The organism is Roseburia sp. AF42-8 (assembly GCF_003435965.1).
GTDB classification, from domain to species: Bacteria; Bacillota; Clostridia; order Lachnospirales; family Lachnospiraceae; genus Roseburia_C; species Roseburia_C amylophila.
In genome coordinates, this window is record NZ_QTVB01000027.1 from 1 (window position 1) to 21,401 (window position 21,401).

Annotated in this window: 18 protein-coding genes and 1 pseudogene; 17 read left to right on the forward strand and 2 right to left on the reverse strand. The window is 39.0% G+C overall.

Annotation, left to right across the window (positions count from 1 at the left end; genetic code table 11):
• The 9 genes from DW059_RS16215 to DW059_RS10930 form a co-directional block, all read left to right on the forward strand.
• Nucleotides 1-244: hypothetical protein (locus tag DW059_RS16215; protein ID WP_207659159.1), on the forward strand; the 244-nt coding region annotated here is incomplete at its 5' end.
• A gap of 574 nt (nucleotides 245-818) precedes the next feature.
• The gene (locus tag DW059_RS10900; RefSeq protein ID WP_117698792.1) at nucleotides 819-2,942 is read left to right on the forward strand and encodes a penicillin-binding transpeptidase domain-containing protein; all 2,124 of its coding nucleotides are present in this window, start codon (nucleotides 819-821) and stop codon (nucleotides 2,940-2,942) included.
• Nucleotides 2,890-4,131: a DUF6070 family protein gene (locus tag DW059_RS10905; protein WP_117698811.1), complete on the forward strand. Its 1,242-nt coding sequence runs from the start codon at nucleotides 2,890-2,892 to the stop codon at nucleotides 4,129-4,131. Before DW059_RS10900 ends, DW059_RS10905 begins: the two co-directional genes overlap by 53 nt.
• Nucleotides 4,131-5,396 (forward strand): DUF6070 family protein, encoded by a 1,266-nt coding sequence (locus DW059_RS10910; protein ID WP_117698793.1) that lies wholly within the window; start codon nucleotides 4,131-4,133, stop codon nucleotides 5,394-5,396. The genes DW059_RS10905 and DW059_RS10910 overlap by 1 nt, the downstream gene beginning before the upstream one ends.
• A gap of 28 nt (nucleotides 5,397-5,424) precedes the next feature.
• A complete protein-coding gene (locus tag DW059_RS10915) occupies nucleotides 5,425-6,711 on the forward strand; it encodes a DUF6070 family protein (RefSeq protein WP_242986211.1) in 1,287 nt (428 codons plus the stop codon).
• 98 nt (nucleotides 6,712-6,809) lie between these two features.
• Nucleotides 6,810-7,019, forward strand: a complete 210-nt coding sequence (locus tag DW059_RS10920; RefSeq protein ID WP_117698794.1) for a hypothetical protein — start codon at nucleotides 6,810-6,812, stop codon at nucleotides 7,017-7,019.
• A 54-nt stretch (nucleotides 7,020-7,073) separates the two neighbouring features.
• Nucleotides 7,074-7,235 (forward strand): hypothetical protein, encoded by a 162-nt coding sequence (locus tag DW059_RS15935; protein ID WP_158552113.1) that lies wholly within the window; start codon nucleotides 7,074-7,076, stop codon nucleotides 7,233-7,235.
• 13 nt (nucleotides 7,236-7,248) lie between these two features.
• A complete protein-coding gene (locus tag DW059_RS10925) occupies nucleotides 7,249-7,689 on the forward strand; it encodes a hypothetical protein (protein WP_117698795.1) in 441 nt (146 codons plus the stop codon).
• Between the two features lie 150 nt (nucleotides 7,690-7,839).
• Entirely contained in the window at nucleotides 7,840-8,934 is a 1,095-nt protein-coding gene (locus DW059_RS10930; RefSeq protein ID WP_242986213.1) for a hypothetical protein, read from the forward strand.
• A 618-nt stretch (nucleotides 8,935-9,552) separates the two neighbouring features.
• Here the strand turns inward: DW059_RS10930 and DW059_RS10935 are convergent.
• Together DW059_RS10935 and DW059_RS10940 are read right to left on the reverse strand one after the other, a co-directional pair.
• On the reverse strand, nucleotides 9,553-11,349 hold the full coding sequence (locus DW059_RS10935) for a BlaR1 family beta-lactam sensor/signal transducer (protein WP_117698796.1): 1,797 nt from the start codon (nucleotides 11,347-11,349) through the stop codon (nucleotides 9,553-9,555).
• Between the two features lies 1 nt (nucleotide 11,350).
• Entirely contained in the window at nucleotides 11,351-11,737 is a 387-nt protein-coding gene (locus tag DW059_RS10940) for a BlaI/MecI/CopY family transcriptional regulator (RefSeq protein WP_117698797.1), read from the reverse strand.
• A 494-nt stretch (nucleotides 11,738-12,231) separates the two neighbouring features.
• On the opposite strand from DW059_RS10940, the gene DW059_RS10950 reads away from it, so the two are divergent.
• The 8 genes and pseudogenes from DW059_RS10950 (at nucleotide 12,232) to DW059_RS10985 (ending at nucleotide 21,303) form a co-directional block, all read left to right on the forward strand.
• Nucleotides 12,232-12,894 carry a phage terminase small subunit P27 family gene (locus tag DW059_RS10950; protein WP_242986215.1) on the forward strand — a complete coding sequence of 221 codons (663 nt, stop codon included), beginning with the start codon at nucleotides 12,232-12,234 and terminating at the stop codon, nucleotides 12,892-12,894.
• A 252-nt stretch (nucleotides 12,895-13,146) separates the two neighbouring features.
• Entirely contained in the window at nucleotides 13,147-13,563 is a 417-nt protein-coding gene (locus DW059_RS10955; protein WP_117698798.1) for a recombinase family protein, read from the forward strand.
• Nucleotides 13,554-14,834 (forward strand): recombinase family protein, encoded by a 1,281-nt coding sequence (locus DW059_RS10960; RefSeq protein WP_117698799.1) that lies wholly within the window; start codon nucleotides 13,554-13,556, stop codon nucleotides 14,832-14,834. Before DW059_RS10955 ends, DW059_RS10960 begins: the two co-directional genes overlap by 10 nt.
• Nucleotides 14,779-15,903, forward strand: coding sequence for a recombinase family protein (locus DW059_RS10965; protein WP_330408395.1), 1,125 nt, complete (start codon nucleotides 14,779-14,781; stop codon nucleotides 15,901-15,903). Before DW059_RS10960 ends, DW059_RS10965 begins: the two co-directional genes overlap by 56 nt.
• A gap of 338 nt (nucleotides 15,904-16,241) precedes the next feature.
• Nucleotides 16,242-17,693 carry a HEPN domain-containing protein gene (locus tag DW059_RS10970; RefSeq protein WP_117698800.1) on the forward strand — a complete coding sequence of 484 codons (1,452 nt, stop codon included), beginning with the start codon at nucleotides 16,242-16,244 and terminating at the stop codon, nucleotides 17,691-17,693.
• 293 nt (nucleotides 17,694-17,986) lie between these two features.
• Nucleotides 17,987-19,009: a hypothetical protein gene (locus tag DW059_RS10975; RefSeq protein ID WP_242986217.1), complete on the forward strand. Its 1,023-nt coding sequence runs from the start codon at nucleotides 17,987-17,989 to the stop codon at nucleotides 19,007-19,009.
• Nucleotides 19,010-19,373: 364 nt separating this feature from the next.
• A pseudogene (locus tag DW059_RS10980) lies at nucleotides 19,374-20,062 on the forward strand (response regulator transcription factor).
• A complete protein-coding gene (locus tag DW059_RS10985) occupies nucleotides 20,038-21,303 on the forward strand; it encodes a sensor histidine kinase (RefSeq protein ID WP_117698801.1) in 1,266 nt (421 codons plus the stop codon). The pseudogene DW059_RS10980 and the gene DW059_RS10985 overlap by 25 nt, the downstream one beginning before the upstream one ends.
• Nucleotides 21,304-21,401: the final 98 nt, after the last annotated feature.

A 21,401-nucleotide genomic window follows, 5' to 3' on the forward strand; every position in this document is an offset into this window, starting at 1 on the left:
TGAAAAATTAGAATTACATCCATATTGGAATGTGAGAAATTATGAGGTCAAAGCTGTAAATACTGCGATAGGAAGTTTTTTACGGAAAGATATTAATGTTCAAAATGAAAATTTTCAAAACTTGCAGGACTATATACTTTATTTGCAAACAAATGTAACTGGAAGGCGTTTAAGAAATACTAATTTCGATACGTTACGAAATATTATGAGAACAGAATACCCGGCAGAACAAGTATATTTTTGAGTTAAAAAATATGTGAAGAAATATCAAAAAAGTAAAACACTACCCCAATCCTGAATATACATTGCATACTTTCGCTATGCAGTATAAAATCAGAGTTCAGGGGAATATTGAAACCGTTTGTCTGCTTTCAAAGAAACCTTGATTTTCTGCGGTTTGTGGGATATTAAGGAAAGAAAATAGATGTGTGTTTTCCGGTTTTTTGAATGAAACATTTGAATATTGAAACAGTGGGGTGGTGCAAGACTCTGCTGAATAATAGGCTTTTGCTAAAAGGTATCACTTTTGCGAAAATGTATGATACTTCTCGGCAGGAGCCTTTTTATATAAAGATAACTTGACTTCCAAATCTTACTGATGTAATATTTACACAAGTGCAGAAGGATTGCGGACGAAATTTTTTTACCACGAAATCTTACACATGTAATAAAAAGGAAGGAGGAATGCATAGTACGATATACCAAGCAAAGTGAAATTTTTTTGCCTCAGAATCTTACGAATGTAATATTTTGAAGATATAGTGTAAATTGAAAATAGAATATGACCATATCAGCAATGAAAATAAATGGAGGTCAATATGAAGAAAGGAAAAAGCAGAAACAAGCGAAAGAAAACAAGAAGCAGGCTCCTATGGATTGCGATTGCTGTTATAGGAATAGCTGTGGTAATTTCTGCAGTAAGTGTGGCAGGAATGTTGGAAACAAAAGAAAATGCCTGGAGGACACCGGAAGAACTTCTGGTGGAGTACATGTATCATATCCCCAAAAAGGAATATGAAGAAATGTATGCGATGCTACATATTGAGGCATCGGGGAATGTCAGTCAGGAGGATTTTGTAACTCGAAATTCAGCTATTTATGAAGGTATAGAAGTCCAGAATATGGCTGTTCAGATTATTGCATATGATGAGGAGCAAATGGCGGTAACCTACCAGACTTCTTTTGATACAGTTGCAGGAACTATCAGCTTTGAGAATGAAGCACTCTTCCTAAAGGGCGAAGATGGATATAAGTTGGTTTGGGATGATTCCATGATTTTTCCGAATCTGACTTCTACAGATAAAGTAAGAGTTTCCACTACACAGGCAGTAAGAGGAGAAATTTTGGATAGGAACGGACGTGTCCTTGCAGGAAAAGGTATAGCTTCTTCGGTTGGAATCGTTCCGGGCAAGGTGGAAAACAGAGAGGAAGCAATTGCACAGATTGCAGAACTGTTGGAAACAACTCCGGAAGCGATAGAAAAGATGCTGTCGGCACAGTGGGTAAAGGATGACTCCTTTGTGCCGATAAAAACCATTCCGAGGGTTGAAGAAATCGAGTTGATGAAGATTGAACCGGACGAAGAGGTGCTGAAAGAAAAGGAAAGACATGAAAAGCTACTGGAAATTCCCGGAGTGATGATATCTGATGTTGAAGTGCGTGAATACCCATTAGGAGAAGCGGCTGCACATTTGGTCGGGTATGTTCAAAGCGTTACTGCGGAAGATTTAGAGGAACATGCAGGAGAAGGCTATACAGCCAATAGTGTAATCGGCAGAAGCGGAATGGAGGGCTTGTTTGAGAGTGAACTGAAAGGCCAGAACGGTTGCAGGATTTACATTGTAAATTCGGAAGGCAAAGAGAAGGAGGAACTGGCTTGTATTCTGGTACAGCATGGGCAGGATATTCAGCTTACGATAGATGCCAATTTGCAGGTTTCCTTGTACGAACAGTTTAAGGAAGATAAAAGCTGCTCAGTGGCCATGAATCCTTATACCGGAGAGGTATTGGCCTTGGTCAGCACACCGTCCTATGACAATAACGATTTTATTATGGGATTGTCCAGTGAACAGTGGACTGCGCTTAATGAGGATGAGAATAAGCCAATGTATAATCGGTTCCGGCAAGTGTGGTGTCCGGGGTCTACATTCAAGCCAATTACCGCTGCAGTCGGCTTGGAATTAGGAGCAATCGATCCAATGGAAGATTACGGGAACGTAGGCTTAAGCTGGCAAAAAGATGCATCGTGGGGGTCTTATTATGTAACTACCCTTCATGCATATGAACCAGTTATTTTAGAGAACGCTTTGATTTATTCCGATAATATTTATTTTGCAAAGGCAGCATTAAAAATTGGTTATGAGGAAATGGAAAGTTCCCTGACACAGCTTGGCTTTAATGCGGAGCTGCCATTTGAGATTAAAATGGCAAAGTCGCAGTATTCCAATTCAGAAAGTATTGAAACAGAAATACAGTTGGCAGACAGCGGTTACGGTCAGGGACAGGTTTTAGTGAATCCATTACATTTGGCATGTATCTATTCTGCTTTCTGTAATGAGGGGAACATCATAAAACCTTATCTGGTCTATCAGAACGAAGTATCTGCAGAGTATTGGATATCAGGAGCGTTTTCCAGTGAAACCGCAAGTCGGGTATTGGAGGGAACGAAAAAGGTTGTAAACGATTCTCATGGAACAGGGTACGCAGCCTATCGGGATGACATAGTTCTGGCAGGGAAAACGGGTACAGCAGAAATCAAGGCATCAAAAGATGATACTTCCGGTACTGAATTAGGTTGGTTTGCAGTTTTTACAGCAGAAAAAACGGTAGAACGTCCTATATTGATTATCAGCATGGTAGAAGATGTGAAAGGAAGAGGAGGAAGTGGAAATGTTGTTAAGAAAGACAGCCTGGTTCTGGAAGAGTGGTTTAGCAGTAATTAGTTTTGTACTGATGCTTAGTGTTTCGGGGTGCAGCGATGCACCCCCGGAAGAAGATACAGTTTCGGAAACAGTAATTGATATTCAGACTATTCCAGAAGAACCTCAGGAGAACGCAGAAGAAATTATAAACATCTGTATAGATCTTTATAAGAAGGCAGCAGAAGAAAACAAGATAGATGATTTGGAAACGATTCGCAGCATTGTAAATCAGTTTGGAGAAAATGGATATCCGGCTGTTGACAGCAGAAATCAGATTGATATGACTGAGGCAGAGCAGGTAGAGTGGTTCTGTGAAATGGTGGATACGCAGGAAGAGGCTGAAATAACAATTATTGAGGTCAGTTACTTGGGCGGATTTGTAAAATATGATTTGAAAACAAAAGACGGAAATGTGGATGTGGTCAGAAGCTATTATAAGTACGAAAACGGAAACATGAAACGAGAGGTGACAGGAAGTTATCAGGCGGAGTATTGGAATTATACAGAAGACGGTTATCTTATGTTTTCAGGAGTTTGGTTTTCGGAAGAATTATATGTACTGACATTGAGCGGAGCGGAGGAGCATACCGCATTACGGGTACAGCCTTTGGATGAAACATACAGAGAGTTGAGTCGGAAGTATCTTCTTCCAATCGGTTTTGAACAGAATAATATGTTCATTGTAGATTGGAGCGAGGATGATTTTGGGGATTTGAATTTCTATGATATGTATGATCTTCTTTATCAAAAAATAAATGGGACATACACCCCTTATGTTGCAGATGACAATTTGGGAGTTGGTGCTGTTTATCGAATTCCCAAGGATGACTTTGAAAGCGTCATCATGGCATATTTCAATATTGATAGTGAAACATTACAGTCCAAAACCATCTATTATGCAGAGGATGAAACCTATGAATATAAACCGAGAGGATTTGAGGAAGTAGAGTATCCGGAATACCCATATTCAGAGGTAGTCGGATTTACAGAAAACAGCGATGGAACACTTACGCTGACCGCCAACGTGGTGTTTCCTTATGCGGGTGATTCCAAGGTATATGCCCACGAGGTTGTGGTTCGTCCATTGGAGAATGGAAGCGTACAGTATGTGTCTAACCGAATTATACCGTCTGAGGACAATTACAGAGAAACATGGAATACCCCTCGTTTGACAGCCGAAGAATGGGAAGAAATATATGGAGGCGAATGATGGAAGATGTGAACTGGTTGCTTAAAAAGTGTGGACTACCAATTTTGATATTGTTGTTTGCTGTTATAGCCGGGGTGATCTGTTGGGGAAAACTGCATACAGAGGAACGAAAAGTGGCAGAGGAAGTATGGGAGCCTCCTGCAGAAATCGAAAATAGTGAAGCATCAATAGAAGAAGATGCGGAAACTTCTACAGAGTCAGCATATTGGTTCATTCCACAATCCAGTGATTGCCTCATTTCAGATGAGGAAAAGGAACAATTACAAAGTAAGGTGTTGTCAGCAGCCGAATCAGTCAGCGTAATATATAAGGATTTCGTAATTGCAGATGCAGCAAACTATTCTTCCGGTATCAGTGAGTTTTCTGGCGAACAGAGAAAGGCCGTAGTGGAAGCCTTGGGAAAAAGAGGTCTGGTAAGTGTTGAAGAAGATACTGCTATGCAAAATCATGAAGCAATCGAAGCATTCTATGCAGATTACTTGGATGGACGGGACTCGATGGTTACGGTATTCGAAGTGCATAGAGATGGGCTGATTGGAGCAGTTACCTTTATTTATCGGAAAGGTAAGTTGCAGACTTATTATATAGGAGTTCGTTGGAAGGAAGGTGGAGTGCCTGAAATACAGGGAACTTCGGTAAGTAATGTGGCTGAAATCAAACTTACTGAAAAAGGGTATTTTATCTATGCATATGAATATGTGATTGCACATGCAAGTTTGAGACAGTATTGGAGAATAGAACCACTTCCGGAAGACTGCCGGAAATTGACGGAAAAATACATATCGGGACTAAGCTATGTGAATTACAACGTGCTTGTCACAAACTGGGACAGTAATAATGTGGAGGACATACTGAAGCCTTGTATGTATGAAGATATTTATCGGATTTATACAGGTGAAAATTTGAAAACGGAAGATTGGAAAATTTCGGCAGAGGAATTTGAAAAGATTATGACCACCTATTTTCCTGTATCGGTGGAACAGTTGAGAGAGCATTGTGGATATGATGAGGGCAGCAACAGTTATGAATATGAAATGATTTATGCCAGCCCATATCCGCCCTTTGGAGAGGTGGTTGATTATACAGAAAATGCGGATGGAACAATTACGCTTATCGTTGATGGAGTATGGCCGGATTATAATTCCGATCTCGCTTTTAGAAACACGGTTGTGGTCCAACCATTTGAAGATGGAATGTTCAGATATCTTTCTAATTCCATAGAGCAAATAGAATTGGAACTGCCGCCGATAGCAAAAGCACACTAAATGTGCTTTGAACGAAAGGATGATTTTAATGGTAAAAACAAAACCTACGGTTTTATTTAAGAAAAAAAGTATTCTACTGATTATGGTATTTCTGATTGGGTGTTTCGTATGTGCCTGCGGAAAAGAAAAGAGTGTTGTGGGTGAAACTCTTGTGGAAGATACGGAAGAAGTATCTTCCACGGAGGAAACAAAAAGCGCTGAGGAAGAAGCTGCAGAGCAGTGGGAAAAGGGCTATGGACTTCCAGTGGATGAACAGGAGGAAAAAGAAGCTGCGAATGACTGCAAAAAAATGATGGAACTTATTTTTGACATTTATAAGGATGCAGATAAAGGGACAGCATCCAATGTGGTTCTGAATGATGAAACGGTTCTGGAAATGCAGAAAAGGTTAATGGAAACAGGATGTCCAGTTTCCACTTTGGTAACATACTCCAATATGGAAAATTATGAAAGTGTGGATCGGTTTCTTGAAGAGTGTACGGATGGGAAAAGTGGTTCTGTTGTAATTTACGAGATACATGGTGATGGCGGTATAGGGAGAATGAAATTTATTTTTGACGGAACAGAGATGTATGTTGTAAGCGCAGGAGGTATATGGAATGACAATAACAAGCCGGGAATGTCCTATATTTCCTATACCAGAATCAAAGAATGGAAGTACACGGAGAAAGGGTGGTTCGGTTATGAGTTATGTGTGCCGGAGCCGCCAGAGGTCAGTGAAATCGTGGATGGAAGCTGCCTAATCAGAGTAAAGCCAATGACAGAAGAACAGCGTGAAATGTCTGAACGTTGTGTTCAGGGACTTGGTTATCAGGGACAGAATCTTTTGTGTTCTAATTGGAATGCAGAAAATATGAGTGAGTTGGATTATAACGGAATGTTTGAATATCTGTATGGAATGAAATATGGAGAAAAGTTCAATTCTGAAGATTATCCCAATGGCATTCCTAAAGAAGAGTTCGAAAGTCTGATTATGGAGTATCTTCCGATAACAGCAGAGCAGATACGGGAGTACGCAGCGTTTGATGAGGAAAATCAGACCTATCTTTGGGCGAGACTTGGATGTTTTAATTACGCACCTACTTTCTTTGGAACTTCTCTGCCAGAGGTTGTCGATATCAAAGAAAATGAAGATGGAACAGTCACATTAACAGTTGAGGCAGTTTGCGATATGGTCATTTGCGATGATGCAGTCATAACCCACGAACTTACGGTAAGATTTGCAGAGGATGGTAGTTTTCAGTATTTGGGGAATGAAATCCTGAATGATGGAATAATGGACATACCAGATTACCAATACCGAATCCGTGAATAGCAACAGAAGAATGATTTGATAATAGTGGTATTCTATGGTAATCTTACGGATGTAAGAGAAAGGAGGATGGAATGAAAAAATTGAGAAGAGTTTGAATTTTGGTAGCAGTTGTTATGCTTGTAGTAGTTGTAGTTTATTTGTTTGAAAAGAATACAGATGAACCAGAAAAAATATTTGTTATTCCTGTAAACAGAGATGAATTATTTATTAGTTCGGAGGAGGGATATAATTCTATTGAAATATATAAGCAGGAAAATAAGTTAGTTATAAATGCACAATCAGAAGCAGCGTTTTTCGATGGGGTGTAATTTACAGTAGAAATAGAGGGGGAAATAGCACAGGAAGATGTAGAAATCATTTGGATGACTATAGGCGGCAATACGGAATATGTAGAAGGCAATGACCGTATTATTGCAGAGATAAAAATATCCGATAATGATGAATTGATTTGTGATACAAAGATAAATTTTGCAAAAAAAGCAATTGACGCAATAGAAGATGTGTTAGAAAGGAACGGGATGTAAGAAAGGAGGACACATGAAAAAATTAAAATTAGTTGGAATATTGGTAGCAGTTGTATTGATAGGCGGAGTAATATCCATTTCATTCATAAATAATAACATTGCCTATAAAGTGGAAAAGGAATTATGTGAAACACCACTGCCAGAGAAAACGGAACTGATAGAGTCAATATCACGGGCAGGGAAGCTGACAGGTAACGGAAACGGGATGCAATATTTTGGTGCGATTCTAATTCAGAGCGAGTTGTCCTTGAAAGAACTGGATGATTACTATTCGGATCACAGAAACAATGAATGGGAGTATCTTGTGGAAATTCAGGAAGGACAGTCTATTGATGTGATTGACCACGAAACTCTGAATTTTGGGAAAGAAATAAATGACGCCGGATATTACATTGTATATTCATGGGAAAGCGAAAATTCTCTATTGAAAGAACTGGATATACGAGGACATTAAAAAGGGGGCTATATCAATGAAAAAATTTATGCTATGTATTATGGGCTCGCTCATTGCACTGTTTGTAGTATTTTGTGTTGCATTTCGCATACGGTAAATTACAAGAAGATAACTTGCGATACATCCGTTTCACCAGATAAAAAATATGAAGTGATACTTCAAGCTGTTGGAGAACTGGAATGGCCTTTTGGTTCAGCAAGTGGACGGTTAGTCCTTAAAGAAGGCGAAGATAAGATATCGCAAACAGATTTTGAATTGCACAATGACGGTGCAAGCATCAGTAGCAGCTGTTGGAAGGTTACCTGGCATGAGGATTATGTAGAAATAATTCTATCAGGTGAAGAACAATTTGATGAACAAGTCATTTTATATTTCAATGGTACGAAAGAAATACAGCAATTGACAGATGTAGCAGATATTGAAGTAGAATATCCATCAGGAGAGAGATTAGATGAAAGCCGGGTTATAACTGAACAATCCTTTGATGTAGAATTGAATGATTGGGGTGAAGTACAGTTTGTATCTTATCTGCCGACTTATGAAACGCTCTGGGAAGATGTTTCATTTGTGCTGGCAAAAGACAATCAAATTATATATTATTTTCCGGAGTGTTATGAAAATAATAGTACAGAGAATGATAGTGTAGGAATGTTTGATAGTGTTGAAGCGGTTGGATTTCAGGATATAGATGGAGATGGTGCAAAGGATGTGATTGTCATCATAAACTATGTTACAGGGGCAGGACCGCAGGGAATGATGCCACGAAAGACTATTAGAATATTCAGTTCACAGGATAATGGTTTTGTCATTCAACACGATTTAATGGATGAATTAATGGAAAATATGAAAGAGGATGATATTTCTATTCCTGCGATCTGTGATTATGTGACATTAATGGAAACAAATGAAATATATGATGGATATCGTACTATATATCAACAATACTTCGCAGACGAAGGATGTGATTTTATGATATCATACGGTGCGAATGGAAATTCTAGAGTTATCTTAAATGAGAATGAGGAAATAATAGAATATCTTGTATATGACAGACTTTCGGAGAATGAAAAATGCGAATTATATGTTTGGTACAGAAGTAAGAAAAACGCAGATGGTTCATGGCATATCTCAGAGGCAGAAATTCTTGATATATTTGCTTATAATGTGTCTACAAAAGATGTGGTTAGTAGCGGTAAAACATCATGGTCAGCGACTGGAAGTGAAGAGTATTATGAAATAAATTAAGATAAGCTTTTGATTTTAATTCGATTATCTACATGTGAAGTGAGGTGTTTTTATGCGAAAGTTTGTTAGAACGTATTCTCCATTTTTAGTATATTTTGTATGTGTGGCTTTAGCTTATTTTCTTTGTTTTTATTTATTTCCCAAATATAATGCTGCCTTAGCCTATTTGGGCTTTTTAATTATATATACATATATTGATATTGGGGTTTTTATTTTAGGTTTTTTTATGGGAAAAATCATTGTCAAACGCAGCATTGACATTAGCTTTTTGCTGTGTCTAATATATGCATTAATTTCTTTCGGGTTGATGCTCTTGATAGGTTCTCTGAAATACGTTTTTTATGATTATATGTATAGTAACTTTACGTTTATGATTATATGTATAGTAACTTTACGTTTATATTTTCAATCTTCATTGAATCATTAGGTGATAGAGATAGTTTGTATGTTTCAATTGGGACATTGATATCTTTTTTTATTGGAGAAATTGTAGAATACATCAATAATAAATCTAATTCTTGACGTATAGAACTGGATAGTTGAAACGCTTTTATGCATAAAGTGAAAATAAAAAAAACGGGCAAAGGATTATACGACTATGACCTTTACCCGATATTTTTATTTCCAGATATTCATGTCTGACAAGATAGACATGGTTATTTCAGTTGCGTTGCCTCCGGTAGCATCGCTGTCTGCACCAATGTTGGTAGCAAAAAAGTATGTATTATCTGCAGTTTCGATATAACCGATAAACCATCCGTTCACATCCTGACCATCCACACGGCCGGTTCCGGTCTTTCCGTAGAATGTTCCGGCATCGGAAGAAGAAAGACAGATGGCATCTTTTACTGCATTGATGTTTTCAGGGGCGAAGCCAAGGCTGTTATTCTGCAGCCTGGTTAGAAGTTCGACCTGCTCTATTGGGGAAATCTTCAAGGAAGATTCCATCCAATAAGTGGAGAAATCACCACTTATATTTTCGTTTCCATACCCAATTTCCTCAATATAGTTGGAAATGTTAGCGGCTCCAAGCTGTTCGTCCACAGATTCAAAATACCAATTCACGGAGGAATTCATTGCAGACTGTAAAGTTTGATCCGCATTCCATGCTTCAAATGGATAGGTTTCGCCATTCCATGCAATGAACGAATTTTCCGGTGTAATGATCTCTTCTTCCAATCCGAACAGGGCATCATATATCTTGTAGGTGGAGTTTGGAGCAACTCGTAAGGTGGCATGCTCCATGTCGTGTATGCTCCATGCATCATTTTCTAAATCGTATAACACAAAGCTGCCTTCGTATTCTCCGAAGTATGTGGAGAGGTCTACATAGGAAACATTCTCAGAAGAGGAATCCCATTGGTAGTGGCTTCCGTCTGCTGCGTATGTGGAAATAAAAGGTGCGAATCCAAGGAGAAGAACAGCAGTCAACATGAATGCAGTCATACCTTTTATTCTTTTCATAAATGTCGGTTTCTCATAAGAGGCAATGTTGATAATTCTTCGTTTCATCTGCTCCATGTTTCCACCAAGACCGGCGGCAAACGGAAAAGGAGTAAGTGAAACCTTCTCTGCAAAGTTAATCAGTGTATTGCCATAATCTTCGTAAGCATCCTCTTCAAGCATTTTCAAAACGGAAGTGTCACAGGCAACCTCTCTATCATTACGCATTTCTTTCAGTGCGTACCAGACAAGAGGATTGAACCAATATACTACCCCAGCAAGATTCATCAGATAACTGGCAACAGCATCTTTGTGCTTATAGTGCTGCAGTTCGTGCAACAGCATATATCGCATATCGGATTCGTTGTAATCAGAGATCAGATGAATCGGCAGATAAATACATGGTTTCAAAAGTCCCACAATAATCGGGGATTTCAAAAATGCAGTACTGTAAACAGGGATATTTCTGTGAATTCCCATTTCCTCCAAACATCGATGATATAGTCTGCGTACTTCCGGGTTCTGAAGGGGAAGTCCAGATTTCTCCAAATTGCGTAGGCGGAGTGAGGATTTGATTACTAATATGATCATTGCAAAAATGCCTATAATCCATATCCCCAATAATATGTATCCGGCAATGGATGGTGTTTCGCTATTTACAGAAAGTGCGAAATCATTCATCCAGTCTGTATTTCCGACCGGATGAATTCCCACAGCTTCTCCCATAGCGGTTGCAGTGCCGGAAGCAGGGGAGCTTCTTAAGCTACCAAGCCACGAGAAGATTTGTGGAAATCCGATGAGACGGAACGGTATAAAGGGAACTGCCAGCAACCCAAGGAGCAGGAACCACAGATTATACTGCATCCGGCTGGACAGGTTGTTTTTGAATATCCGTTTGGCAAGCAAAAGGATTTCAATGATACCGCTGATAAACACATTGCATAGGGAAAAGCGTATCATAAAATTAGCCACGTTAATTGCCTCCTTTTTTTGACCTCTTGGAAAGAAGGGAGCGGAGTGTGTCTATTTCTGTTTCAGACAGTCTGTCATTTTCGATGTATGCAGACAGCATGGCAGTGATATCTCCATCATAGTAGCGTTCCAGAAAAGAGTTGCTTTCCTGGCCGATATATTCATTTTCTTTTACAACTGGGGTGTAAACAAATACTCGGCTCTGTTTTTCATAAGTCAGAACGCCTTTTGTTACGAGACGTTTGATTAAAGTCTGTATCGTCTTAGGACTCCAGCTTGTGGTCTGTAATAATTTATCTGTTATTTCATTGGTACTGATCGGCGCATGTTTCCATATGATTTTCATAACTTCAAATTCAGCTTCAGAAATCTGTGGTAAATCGCTCATTTCAAATCCCTCCTTAAATCTTACAGCTGTAATAAATATATTATAGACGTTATTTATGTGGTTGTCAATTTCAGAAAAAACATATTGACTTGAAATCTTACTTGCGTAATAATTGAAATATTACAAAAGTAAGATTTGAAGATGGCGACCAAAAGAAAAGAACCAGAATCACAACGGATTAGCTGGTTCCTTTACTCGTTTGAATTACTTCTTTTATGTATGAGTGCTAAGAGGTATTCAATTGCTGGAAGAATCTCGGCTGCCTCTTGCTCATCACATTCCTGTAGCATCAATAACAGTTTTTGTTTTTTCAACCGTCCGTGGCTGCGTCGGGGTGGAAAATCTGGTCTGCAGGGAATGCGGTGATCGCTACTGTGGCATTTGCGGTGGCAATGTCACTGCCGGAATTACGGGAAAATTAGTGAATAAATAACTTGCTATTTCCTCCATTCAGAGTGATATATGTAGTACCAAATTGAATGGAGGAAAAGCAAATGAAGGTAAAAACAACAGCAGAAAACAGAAAAGATGTTGTAAAAGCGATGGAGGAAATCCTTAATGTAAAAGCAAAATATCAGGGATCACCATCCTTTGGATACAAGGTCGGGGAGTATACAGTGGATCGTGATGGCAACGTGGAACATGAATCCGAGGAGGCAGCACTTACCATGCAGAATGAATTAGTAGCGAGAGGTCTTGCTGAAGGCGAAACAGACAGACTTAACATTGAGATTCCGATAGAGGGATTCACAGCAGAGGGTATTAAAAACCTCATTTACATGATTCACAGCAAACAGTACCTTTTGGAAAAAGCAGTCGGAAAAAAGGTGTTCAGAATTTCCGATAAGCTGGTAGAGAGACTGGATGCGGAAGAAAACATACCGCTTGAGAAAGTGATACAGATTGCTGAAGAAGAAAGTATAGAGGGGATTGCCTTTGAGGATGACAGAATATGCTTCTGCGGATTTCCGCTGAACGAGGATGAAGCGAGAGCCTATGCTGAATTGGCAGCTTGCATGGCAAAGACGGCAAAGGAAGCAAAGAGAGTAAGTCCAAAGGCTACCATCGAAGAAAATGAAAAATATTACATGAGAGTCTGGCTTGTCAGAATCGGTCTTGGAGGTAAGGACGGAAAGGACACAAGAAGCAGAAGGTAAAGGTGCGAGCCTTTGGGGACTTCTGAAATCTTATCAGAAAAATCGTGACGGATGGATTTCACTGGATTATACCGAGAGGGTTTAAAGATAAGCCGGACAGAGACAACAGGTTTCTGTCCGGTCGCTTTTTTCGGCTCCTGACAAGTTTGGACAGAGTGAAAAAAGAGTGGGTGGAAACCGTAGAATTGCTTGACTTTACAGGGGTTTAGAGTGATTTATATACTACCAAAAACGAAAGGAGTACTTATTTATATGGTGATTGCAGGAACGATAAATAGGGTGGCTTTTTACTGCAGAGTCAACCATCGTGACAGAGATTATGAAAAATATCTGGACGATGTAATGAGGCGGTTGGAAGAAGAATATGGAAAACAGAAATGGGATTTGCAGATATTCTTTGAGGAAGCCTCAGGAGCAGACCCGAACAGAAAAGAATTTAATCGTCTGAAAGCAGAAATCGCAGCAAAGAAGATTGATGTGGTGGTTACTATGAGGGCTGCCACGATTGCCCGTAACTGGGGACAGTTTATGGAGTTCATGCTGATTTGCAGTAAGAGAAATGTGGAAGTGGTGTGCATTGACAAGGTAGAGGATGCACAGGCCATTTTCCAAAGAATTCAGGAGTTTAAGAAAAGGTTTTTTGAAGGAAGTAATGTAACGTGCGAGTAAAAGTGATTAACAAACGACCAGCTTCGGTCTTACAAAAGAAAAGGGTTTGTGCTTATGCCAGAGTTTCCACAGACAGCAGAAGACAGGAAGACTCTCTTGAAAACCAGATGGAAACCTATAAGAGACTGATTACCGGAAATCCGGAATATGAATTTATCGGAGTATTTGCTGATCAGGGCATATCCGGTTATTGTGAGAACCGCCCACAGTTCCAGAGAATGATGGAAAAGGCAAGGGCAGGAGAGATTGACTTAATTATTACAAAATCCATATCGAGGTTTGCTAGAAATACCGTCACCGTTCTAAAGTTCGCAAGGGAACTGAAGGAACTAGGTGTCGGTATTTTTTTTGAAGAACAGAACATTAACACTCTATCAGGGGACGGTGAGATGATGCTTGCCGTCCTCGCTTCTTTTGCACAGGAAGAAAGCAGAAGCATGAGTGAAAACAATAAATGGTCCATTCGGAAGAAGTTTGAGAGGGGAGAAGTGATGATTACCACATCCCGCTTCCTCGGTTATGACAAAAACGAATATGGAGATTTGATTGTGAACAGAAAGGAAGCGGAAATTGTCAGTCTGACTTTTGACCTTTATCTGCTGAATGTCGGCTCGTCAAGGATTGGGGAGCTGCTTGATTACCTGGGTGTGAAAACGGTGACGGGAACCACATGGGAAAGCGGGACTATCAATGGGATGCTTTGTAATGAAAAGTACAAAGGGGATTTTCATCTGCAGAAGTATTACACCCCTGAAAACAAAAGAAACCATACAAGGAAAAACAACGGGGAAGTGCAGAGTTATTACATTTCGGAAAATCACGAACCAATTGTATCGCCAGAGGTGTGGGAACAGGTACAGAAGGTCAGAGAGCAGAGAAAGCGTGACAGGAATATTGGACAGGACAACACAATGAAGTTCCAAAACCGCTATCCCTTAAGCGGAATGCTGATTTGCCCTTACTGCGGAAAAACACTCCGGCGCAGACAGGTTTACAAGAAGAAAATCCAATGGCTTTGCAGCACCTACATTGAAAAGGGAGTCAAGGCATGCAAAGGGATAAGAATTGATGATGCCGAATTGCAAGGCTTGAACATTACGGAACAGACAGTGATTGAGGAGGTGGTTAAAAATGGCAAGAAGCATTACTGTTATACCAGCAAAGCAGATTTCGACTGCGGAATCAGGAACAGCACAGTCAGTGCAGAAATTGAAGATGGCAGCGTACTGCCGAGTGTCAACCGACCAAGAAGAACAGTTATTAAGCTATGAGAATCAGGTCAATTATTACACAAATTATATCAGCGAGAATCCTCTCTATGAATATGCAGGGACTTATGCGGATGAAGGAATTTCGGGAACCAATACCAAAAAGAGAGATGAATTCAACCGTATGATTGCGGATTGCAGGGCGGGGAAAATAGATATGATTATTACCAAGTCCATTTCCCGATTTGCAAGAAATACGCTGGATTGTTTGAACTATGTGCGAGAGTTGAAAGATTTGGGGATAGGGATTATTTTTGAAAAGGAAAATATCAATACCCTCGATGCAAAGGGCGAAGTGCTGCTGACCATTCTTTCCTCACTGGCACAGGATGAGAGCCGGTCCATTTCAGAGAACTGCACATGGGGAATCCGCAGAAGGTTTGAAACAGGAAAACACAAAATGAGTACAAAGCGTTTTCTTGGATACGATACGGATGAAACGGGGAAGCTGGTAATCAACAGGACACAGGAGCCGATTGTAATTCGGTTGTATCAGGAATTCCTGGACGGAAAAACAACCGATCACATCAAGAGGATTTTTGAACGGGAAGGTGTGAAAAACTGGGATGGCGGTACGAAGTGGCAGTCCACAACCTTAATGAGTATGTTGGAAAATGAAAAATACAAGGGTGATGCCTTGCTGCAGAAAAGTTATACGGTGGATTTCCTTACCAAGAAACGTACACAGAACAAGGGGGAAATACAGATGTTTTATGTGGAGGATGACCATGATGCCATCATTTCAAAGCGGATATGGGAATGTGTACAGCTTGAAATAAAACGCAGGAAAAAGTATCTGGAGGAGCATGGGACAAACTCCTATTCCCACCGGCCGGAAAGCAATCCATTTGCATCCAAGATAATTTGCGGAGACTGCAATAAGGTTTTGGCACGGAAAGGCTGGCGGAGCAGCACGGGTGTTGACCGTAAGGTATGGCAATGCAGTGAACGGTACAAGGTCAAAGGAGTCATGGGATGTGTCAACCGCCATGTGGAGGAAGAAACGCTGATAAAGGCTTATCTGATGGCTTGGAACGCATTGGTGGAGAACCGAGAGGATTTCATGGAGTAGTGGACAGAACAGCTGCAGAGCGAGAACCTATTAGAAGGTTATCGGGCAGAGAAGTTCATAGAATACACCGATGGAGCAGAACCTCTGACAGAGATGGATACGGACTTCATGCTGAAAACACTGGACCACATCAAGGTTTTTGAGGATGGAACATTGTTGGTGGTGTTTCTGGACGGAACGGAGATTGAATGTAAAAATGAAGAGGAGTAAGAAAAGATGCCGATTGGGAGTTGCGATTCCTGATCGGCTTTTTTTCTTGCTCTTTTGCAGATGGTAAAAAAACAGGTGATATGGTAAAATAAAATAGATAGCTTGAACGAAAGGGAGGATTGCATAATTTGGAGAGACATCAAGGTAGTTGGAAGGTTGAAGGAGAAGAAGAGTATAATATTGGGGAATTAGTTATAGACAATGATTATATTGAATTTTTTGTAAGAGGTAAATCTATTCCTTGGGCTTGTACTTTTATAGGTTCAAATGGAGAACATCCAATAAAAGTGTATGCTAAAGGACCTGGAGAAACAAAACATAGGTCATTAAATATGAGTATTGGATATAGAGTAGTGAAGGTCGCTATGACAAATGCAGGATTTCAAGAGGGGTTTGAAATAAACAATATTAGTGCATTCTCATTTGAAATTCCAGAACTTGTTGATTGGTTAAAAATAAATAGTGTGTCAATAGGTTTTACAGAGGCGAACGAGTTATTTGCAATTGAAGAGAAAATAGAACCTATTATTATAAAAAATGAAAATCCACATATTGAAATATCATTTGGGCCTGCATCACCGTTTATGCCACCGGAAATAAATGATAGGGTAGAATATGTGGTAAAAAACTATCCAAGAGTTCATGTGTCATATGAGGAAATGGTAACTGATGAAAGAGTGTATGCAGATATACAAATTTTAATGCGTTTCTTTGGTATGCTTATAGGGTATGTTTCTTATGCGAAAGATATTCGATTAAATATTGAGGGTAAAGACTTAAAAACATGGATATGGTTTAATGAAGATTTTTCGCATAACCTAAGGCACCTTAACGGGATAGATAGATTCAGAACGGAATATTCTCAGGTGAAAGATGAATTAGCAAATTATTTTGAAAATTGGTATACATTTTCTAATGATGATTATTTCTTTTTGCCGAGACAGATGTTCTTTAATAGTAATGATTATTTCTTTTTGCCGAGACAGATGTTCTTTAATAGTAATAGAAAAAGAGAAATATTTGCAGAGGATTTGTTTGTACAGTATGTAAAAATTTTAGAAGGTTATCATCTAAGAATATCAGGTGATGAGAAAAAAGCGGAACAATTGGGTATAGAAATTTTAGAGCAGCTAAAAGATGAAAATGTAAAGAAGGTGTTAAGTGAGCCGTTCAAAAAAGCTGGTTCATCTTATAAGCCAAAGACAGTTGCTCAATGGATACAAGGAGGATTTTTGAGCCGAATTACCCTTGAAACACGATTGAAGAAATTAGACGAAGAACACGGTTCTATAGTGGCTGGAAACACCGAGTATGTATATAAAGAATCGAATGCAGACAAATATTTTAGTGCAATCGTAAAAACAAGAAATTACTATTCACATTATAAGCCTGATCGTGATGGAGTGCTGACATTTGGACAAATGTGTAATAGTATAGATGTGTTAAAATGTTTGATTATAATGATTTTGTTTAGTCATATGGGAATGGACATCGATACTGCGAAGCAGATAATGATACACGATGATAAATTGTGGATGTATACTTCTTGTATGAAGAAGGATCAGGATATAGAGGGGTAAACACTATCCCCCTAAGTGGGGTATAAACCTTTTCGCAAAAGGTGACGGTTTCGCTATTTAGTATAAGAAGTAACTTTCACCGCATGTGGAGATGGTCTGCCTTCTGTCGAGAAAAGCCCAATAAATCAAAGGATTTCGCCATTTTGGGAATAAAATAGATGTGTGTTTCTGTTTCCATAGAGTGATGATATAACTGGAGTTTACCCCAGGGGATAGGCTTTTGGGAATAAGAAATACACATTTTGGCGAAAGGATACTTTTTCGCAAAAGTGAAGACGTTGGGAGGAGAGCAAATGGAAAGCAACGGAACATGTTTTGTGTGTGGAGCTAAAGCATATATGCAACATTCCATGGACCCGGTCAAATATTTTTATTCATGTCCGATTTGTGGCAGATATGAGTATTATGTGCAATTTGCAGAATTAACAGAGTTCAATTTGAATCACTTGAGTTCATACCTACTGTACAATGGATTTAAGGAAAGCATGAAAGAATACAGATATTTTACTACCATGAGTAAAGAGCGCTGTGATGAGTACAAGAAAAATTTTGAACATGGAGATGTTACACACGGGCATCCAGTCAGATTGGAAAATGAAAACGTAGAAAACTGGTATCCAAAAACCTTTGCTGAAAAAGTGGATAATATTTTACTTCACTTGAATTCTCGTATTAGGCACATGGGTGAATATGTTAAACTACCAAAAGAGGAAATGATCAGTTGCCTTTTTGTTGATAGATACGATTATAAAGATGGTAATCATAAAAAGAGAACTGATGATGCAATACAGGCACAGATGAATTATATGATAAAGTTTTTAGTTGATAGGAATTACATCTTATCACCACAGTCATGGAATGGTGGAGAAAATGATCGACCTATCACATTATCACCAGAAGGTTATGCCAGAGTAGATGCTATTCAGAAGAATACTGCAAATGGTAAAAATGTTTTAGTTGCCATGAAATTTGGAGATGATACAAAAAAACTCAGAGAAATGATACGCCAAGGTATAATGTCAGCTGGCTATGTAGCAATTTTTATTGATGAAGTAGAACATAATGATTTTATAACTCCAGAGTTATTAAAATACATAAGAGATAGTAAATTTGTTGTGGTAGATTTGTCGCATCAAAATAATGGAGCGTACTTTGAAGAAGGATATGCGATGGGCTTAGGAAAGCCAGTGATCCAATTATGTAAAAAGGATGTGCGGCTACATTTTGACATAGCACAAAAGAATACAATCATTTGGGAAACAGAGGAAGAAATTCCGGAAAGATTAAAAAATCGAATAATAGCAACTATTGATTAGAAGGGGTAGTTATTTTACGGGGGTAAATCTTATACCCCACTTTGAAAATATATTGCATACTTTCGCTATGCAGTATAAAATCAAAGTTCAGGGGAATATTGAGACTGTGGTTCTTTGTCCCAATTGTAACAAAAGCCGGATGATTACATTAATGTCACGATTGAACTTGATGATATGGATATAACATCTGCAGAGACTAAGGCTACATATGATGAGATAAAGAAGTATGTGGCTGAACATAATGCCGGCATGAAGGTTTCCAATCTGTATATTTCGCAGGTAAAGAGAAAATGCAGAATTGAAGTTGGAAAGAATTTTTGCGTTGCAACGAGGAGAATAGTTAATAAAGAGAGGCGCATATGCTATGCCAGGTATACTTGTGTTGAAGATGATGAAAATTTAAATCGTGGAATTACATTCTCGCTGAAAAAATCCGGATATGAGGTTTTTTCAGCAGAATCAGTGAAAAAAGCGAAAAGAATTGCAAGTGATCATAATGTGGATGTTACTATTTGTGATGTGAATCTTCCGGATGGGAATGGACTGGAATTTGTAAGGTGGATGAGATGCAATTATAATACATACATTATTTGCCTTACAGCACTAGATCAGGAGATGGATCAGGTTATGGGATATGAAGCAGGGGCAGATGATTACATTACAAAGCCGTTTAGTCTTTCGGTACTTCTTTTGAAAATAGAAGCACATTTCCGCCGCAGACAGGAGAAAACGGAAGTCGGCAAGATGATTTCGGGAGATATCGTATTTATTGCAGAAGAAATGAAAGTCCTGATAAAGAGTCGTGAAATCAGTCTGACAAAAACGGAGTTGAAAATGCTGACTTTTTTTCTTCAGAATCCGAAAAAGATTCTTTCAAAAACACAAATATTGGAAAATGTGTTTGATCTGGAAGGGGATTTTGTGGATGAAAATACAATCGCTGTCAATATCAGAAGACTCCGTGAGAAAATCGAAGACAATCCGGCTGCACCGGTCTATATAAAGAATATCAGAGGTCTTGGGTATATATGGAATCAGGAGGTAAGGCAGTGACAAAGAGATATCGCAAGAAGATTACAGTAGTGCTCTCCCTGGTATTACCTGTCATATTATTGTTTGCAATATTAAATTGCTTTACCACGTATGTGTTTTATGAAGATTATAAATATAAAATGAAGCTTATGACAGAGATTGCTGCAAAGGAAGAATTTTCCGGGCTGGATGCTGTTTCGGAATTGCTTAAGGATAAGGATATTGAAACGAACGAACAGGGAAGGCGATTATTGGAGCAATATGGATACTGGGGAAATAAAGGGAATGCATTTTATATGCAATTCCGGCATCAGGTTATGGTGACCGGTGCTGTAAGCACTGTGATATGCGTGCTGCTTTTGACTTTTTTATTTTATTGGAAGAAAAAAGAAGATGCGTGTCATCAGAAAATTTTAGACCAGTTGGAAGAAATTCTGATCAGATTCCGTGAAAATAAATTTGATGATTTACTGAAAACAGAAAATCATGCAGAACTGGAAAAATTGAATGACCAGCTTGAAGCAATCGGACATCATATTCAGCTGCTAAAGGAAGAAGCACGGGAAGAAAAAGAGAGCACGAAAGAAATGGTTTCTGATATCTCTCACCAGTTAAAGACACCGGTTGCAGCTTTGGATACATGTTTTAGTGTGCTGATGCAGAATGACTTAAGTGCCACAGAACAGGAGGAGTTTCGTATCCGTTGTCGGAGTGCTCTGGATGGACTGGAGACATTATTGCAGTCGCTTCTTGAAATATCCAAGATGGAAACTGGACTGATTCAGATTAATAAGAAAAAACTTCCGCTTATGGATACTGTCATATCTGCTGTGAACCGAACTTATCCTAAAGCGGATGAGAAAGAAATTGAATTCGTTTTTGACTATGAAAAAGAGCTGGAAACATGCACGATTATGCAGGATAAAAGGTGGCTTGGTGAAGCTGTGATCAACGTTCTGGATAATGCAATCAAGTACAGTCCGTGTGGTTCAAAAATATTTATCCGGTTACAAAAAAGAAACGATCTTGTAAGAATGGAAATTGAGGATCAGGGAATTGGTATTCCGCAGAATGAGTATCACAAAATTTTTCAACGATTTTACAGAGGAAGTTCCAGGGAGGTCATGGAAAAGAGTGGTACAGGAATCGGACTTTTTCTATCGAGAGAAATTATCGAAAAACACGGAGGTACAATCATGGTGACCTCCGGCAAAAAGAAAAAAGGAAGCACGTTTGTGATTCAATTACCATATGTTGGTTAAATTTTAAGTGGGCAGAAATCTTACAATTCTGTAAGACTTCTGCTCGTTTTTTGAAAGTGAAATGAAAGATTATCCTGATACAATTTGGATGTAGGTTG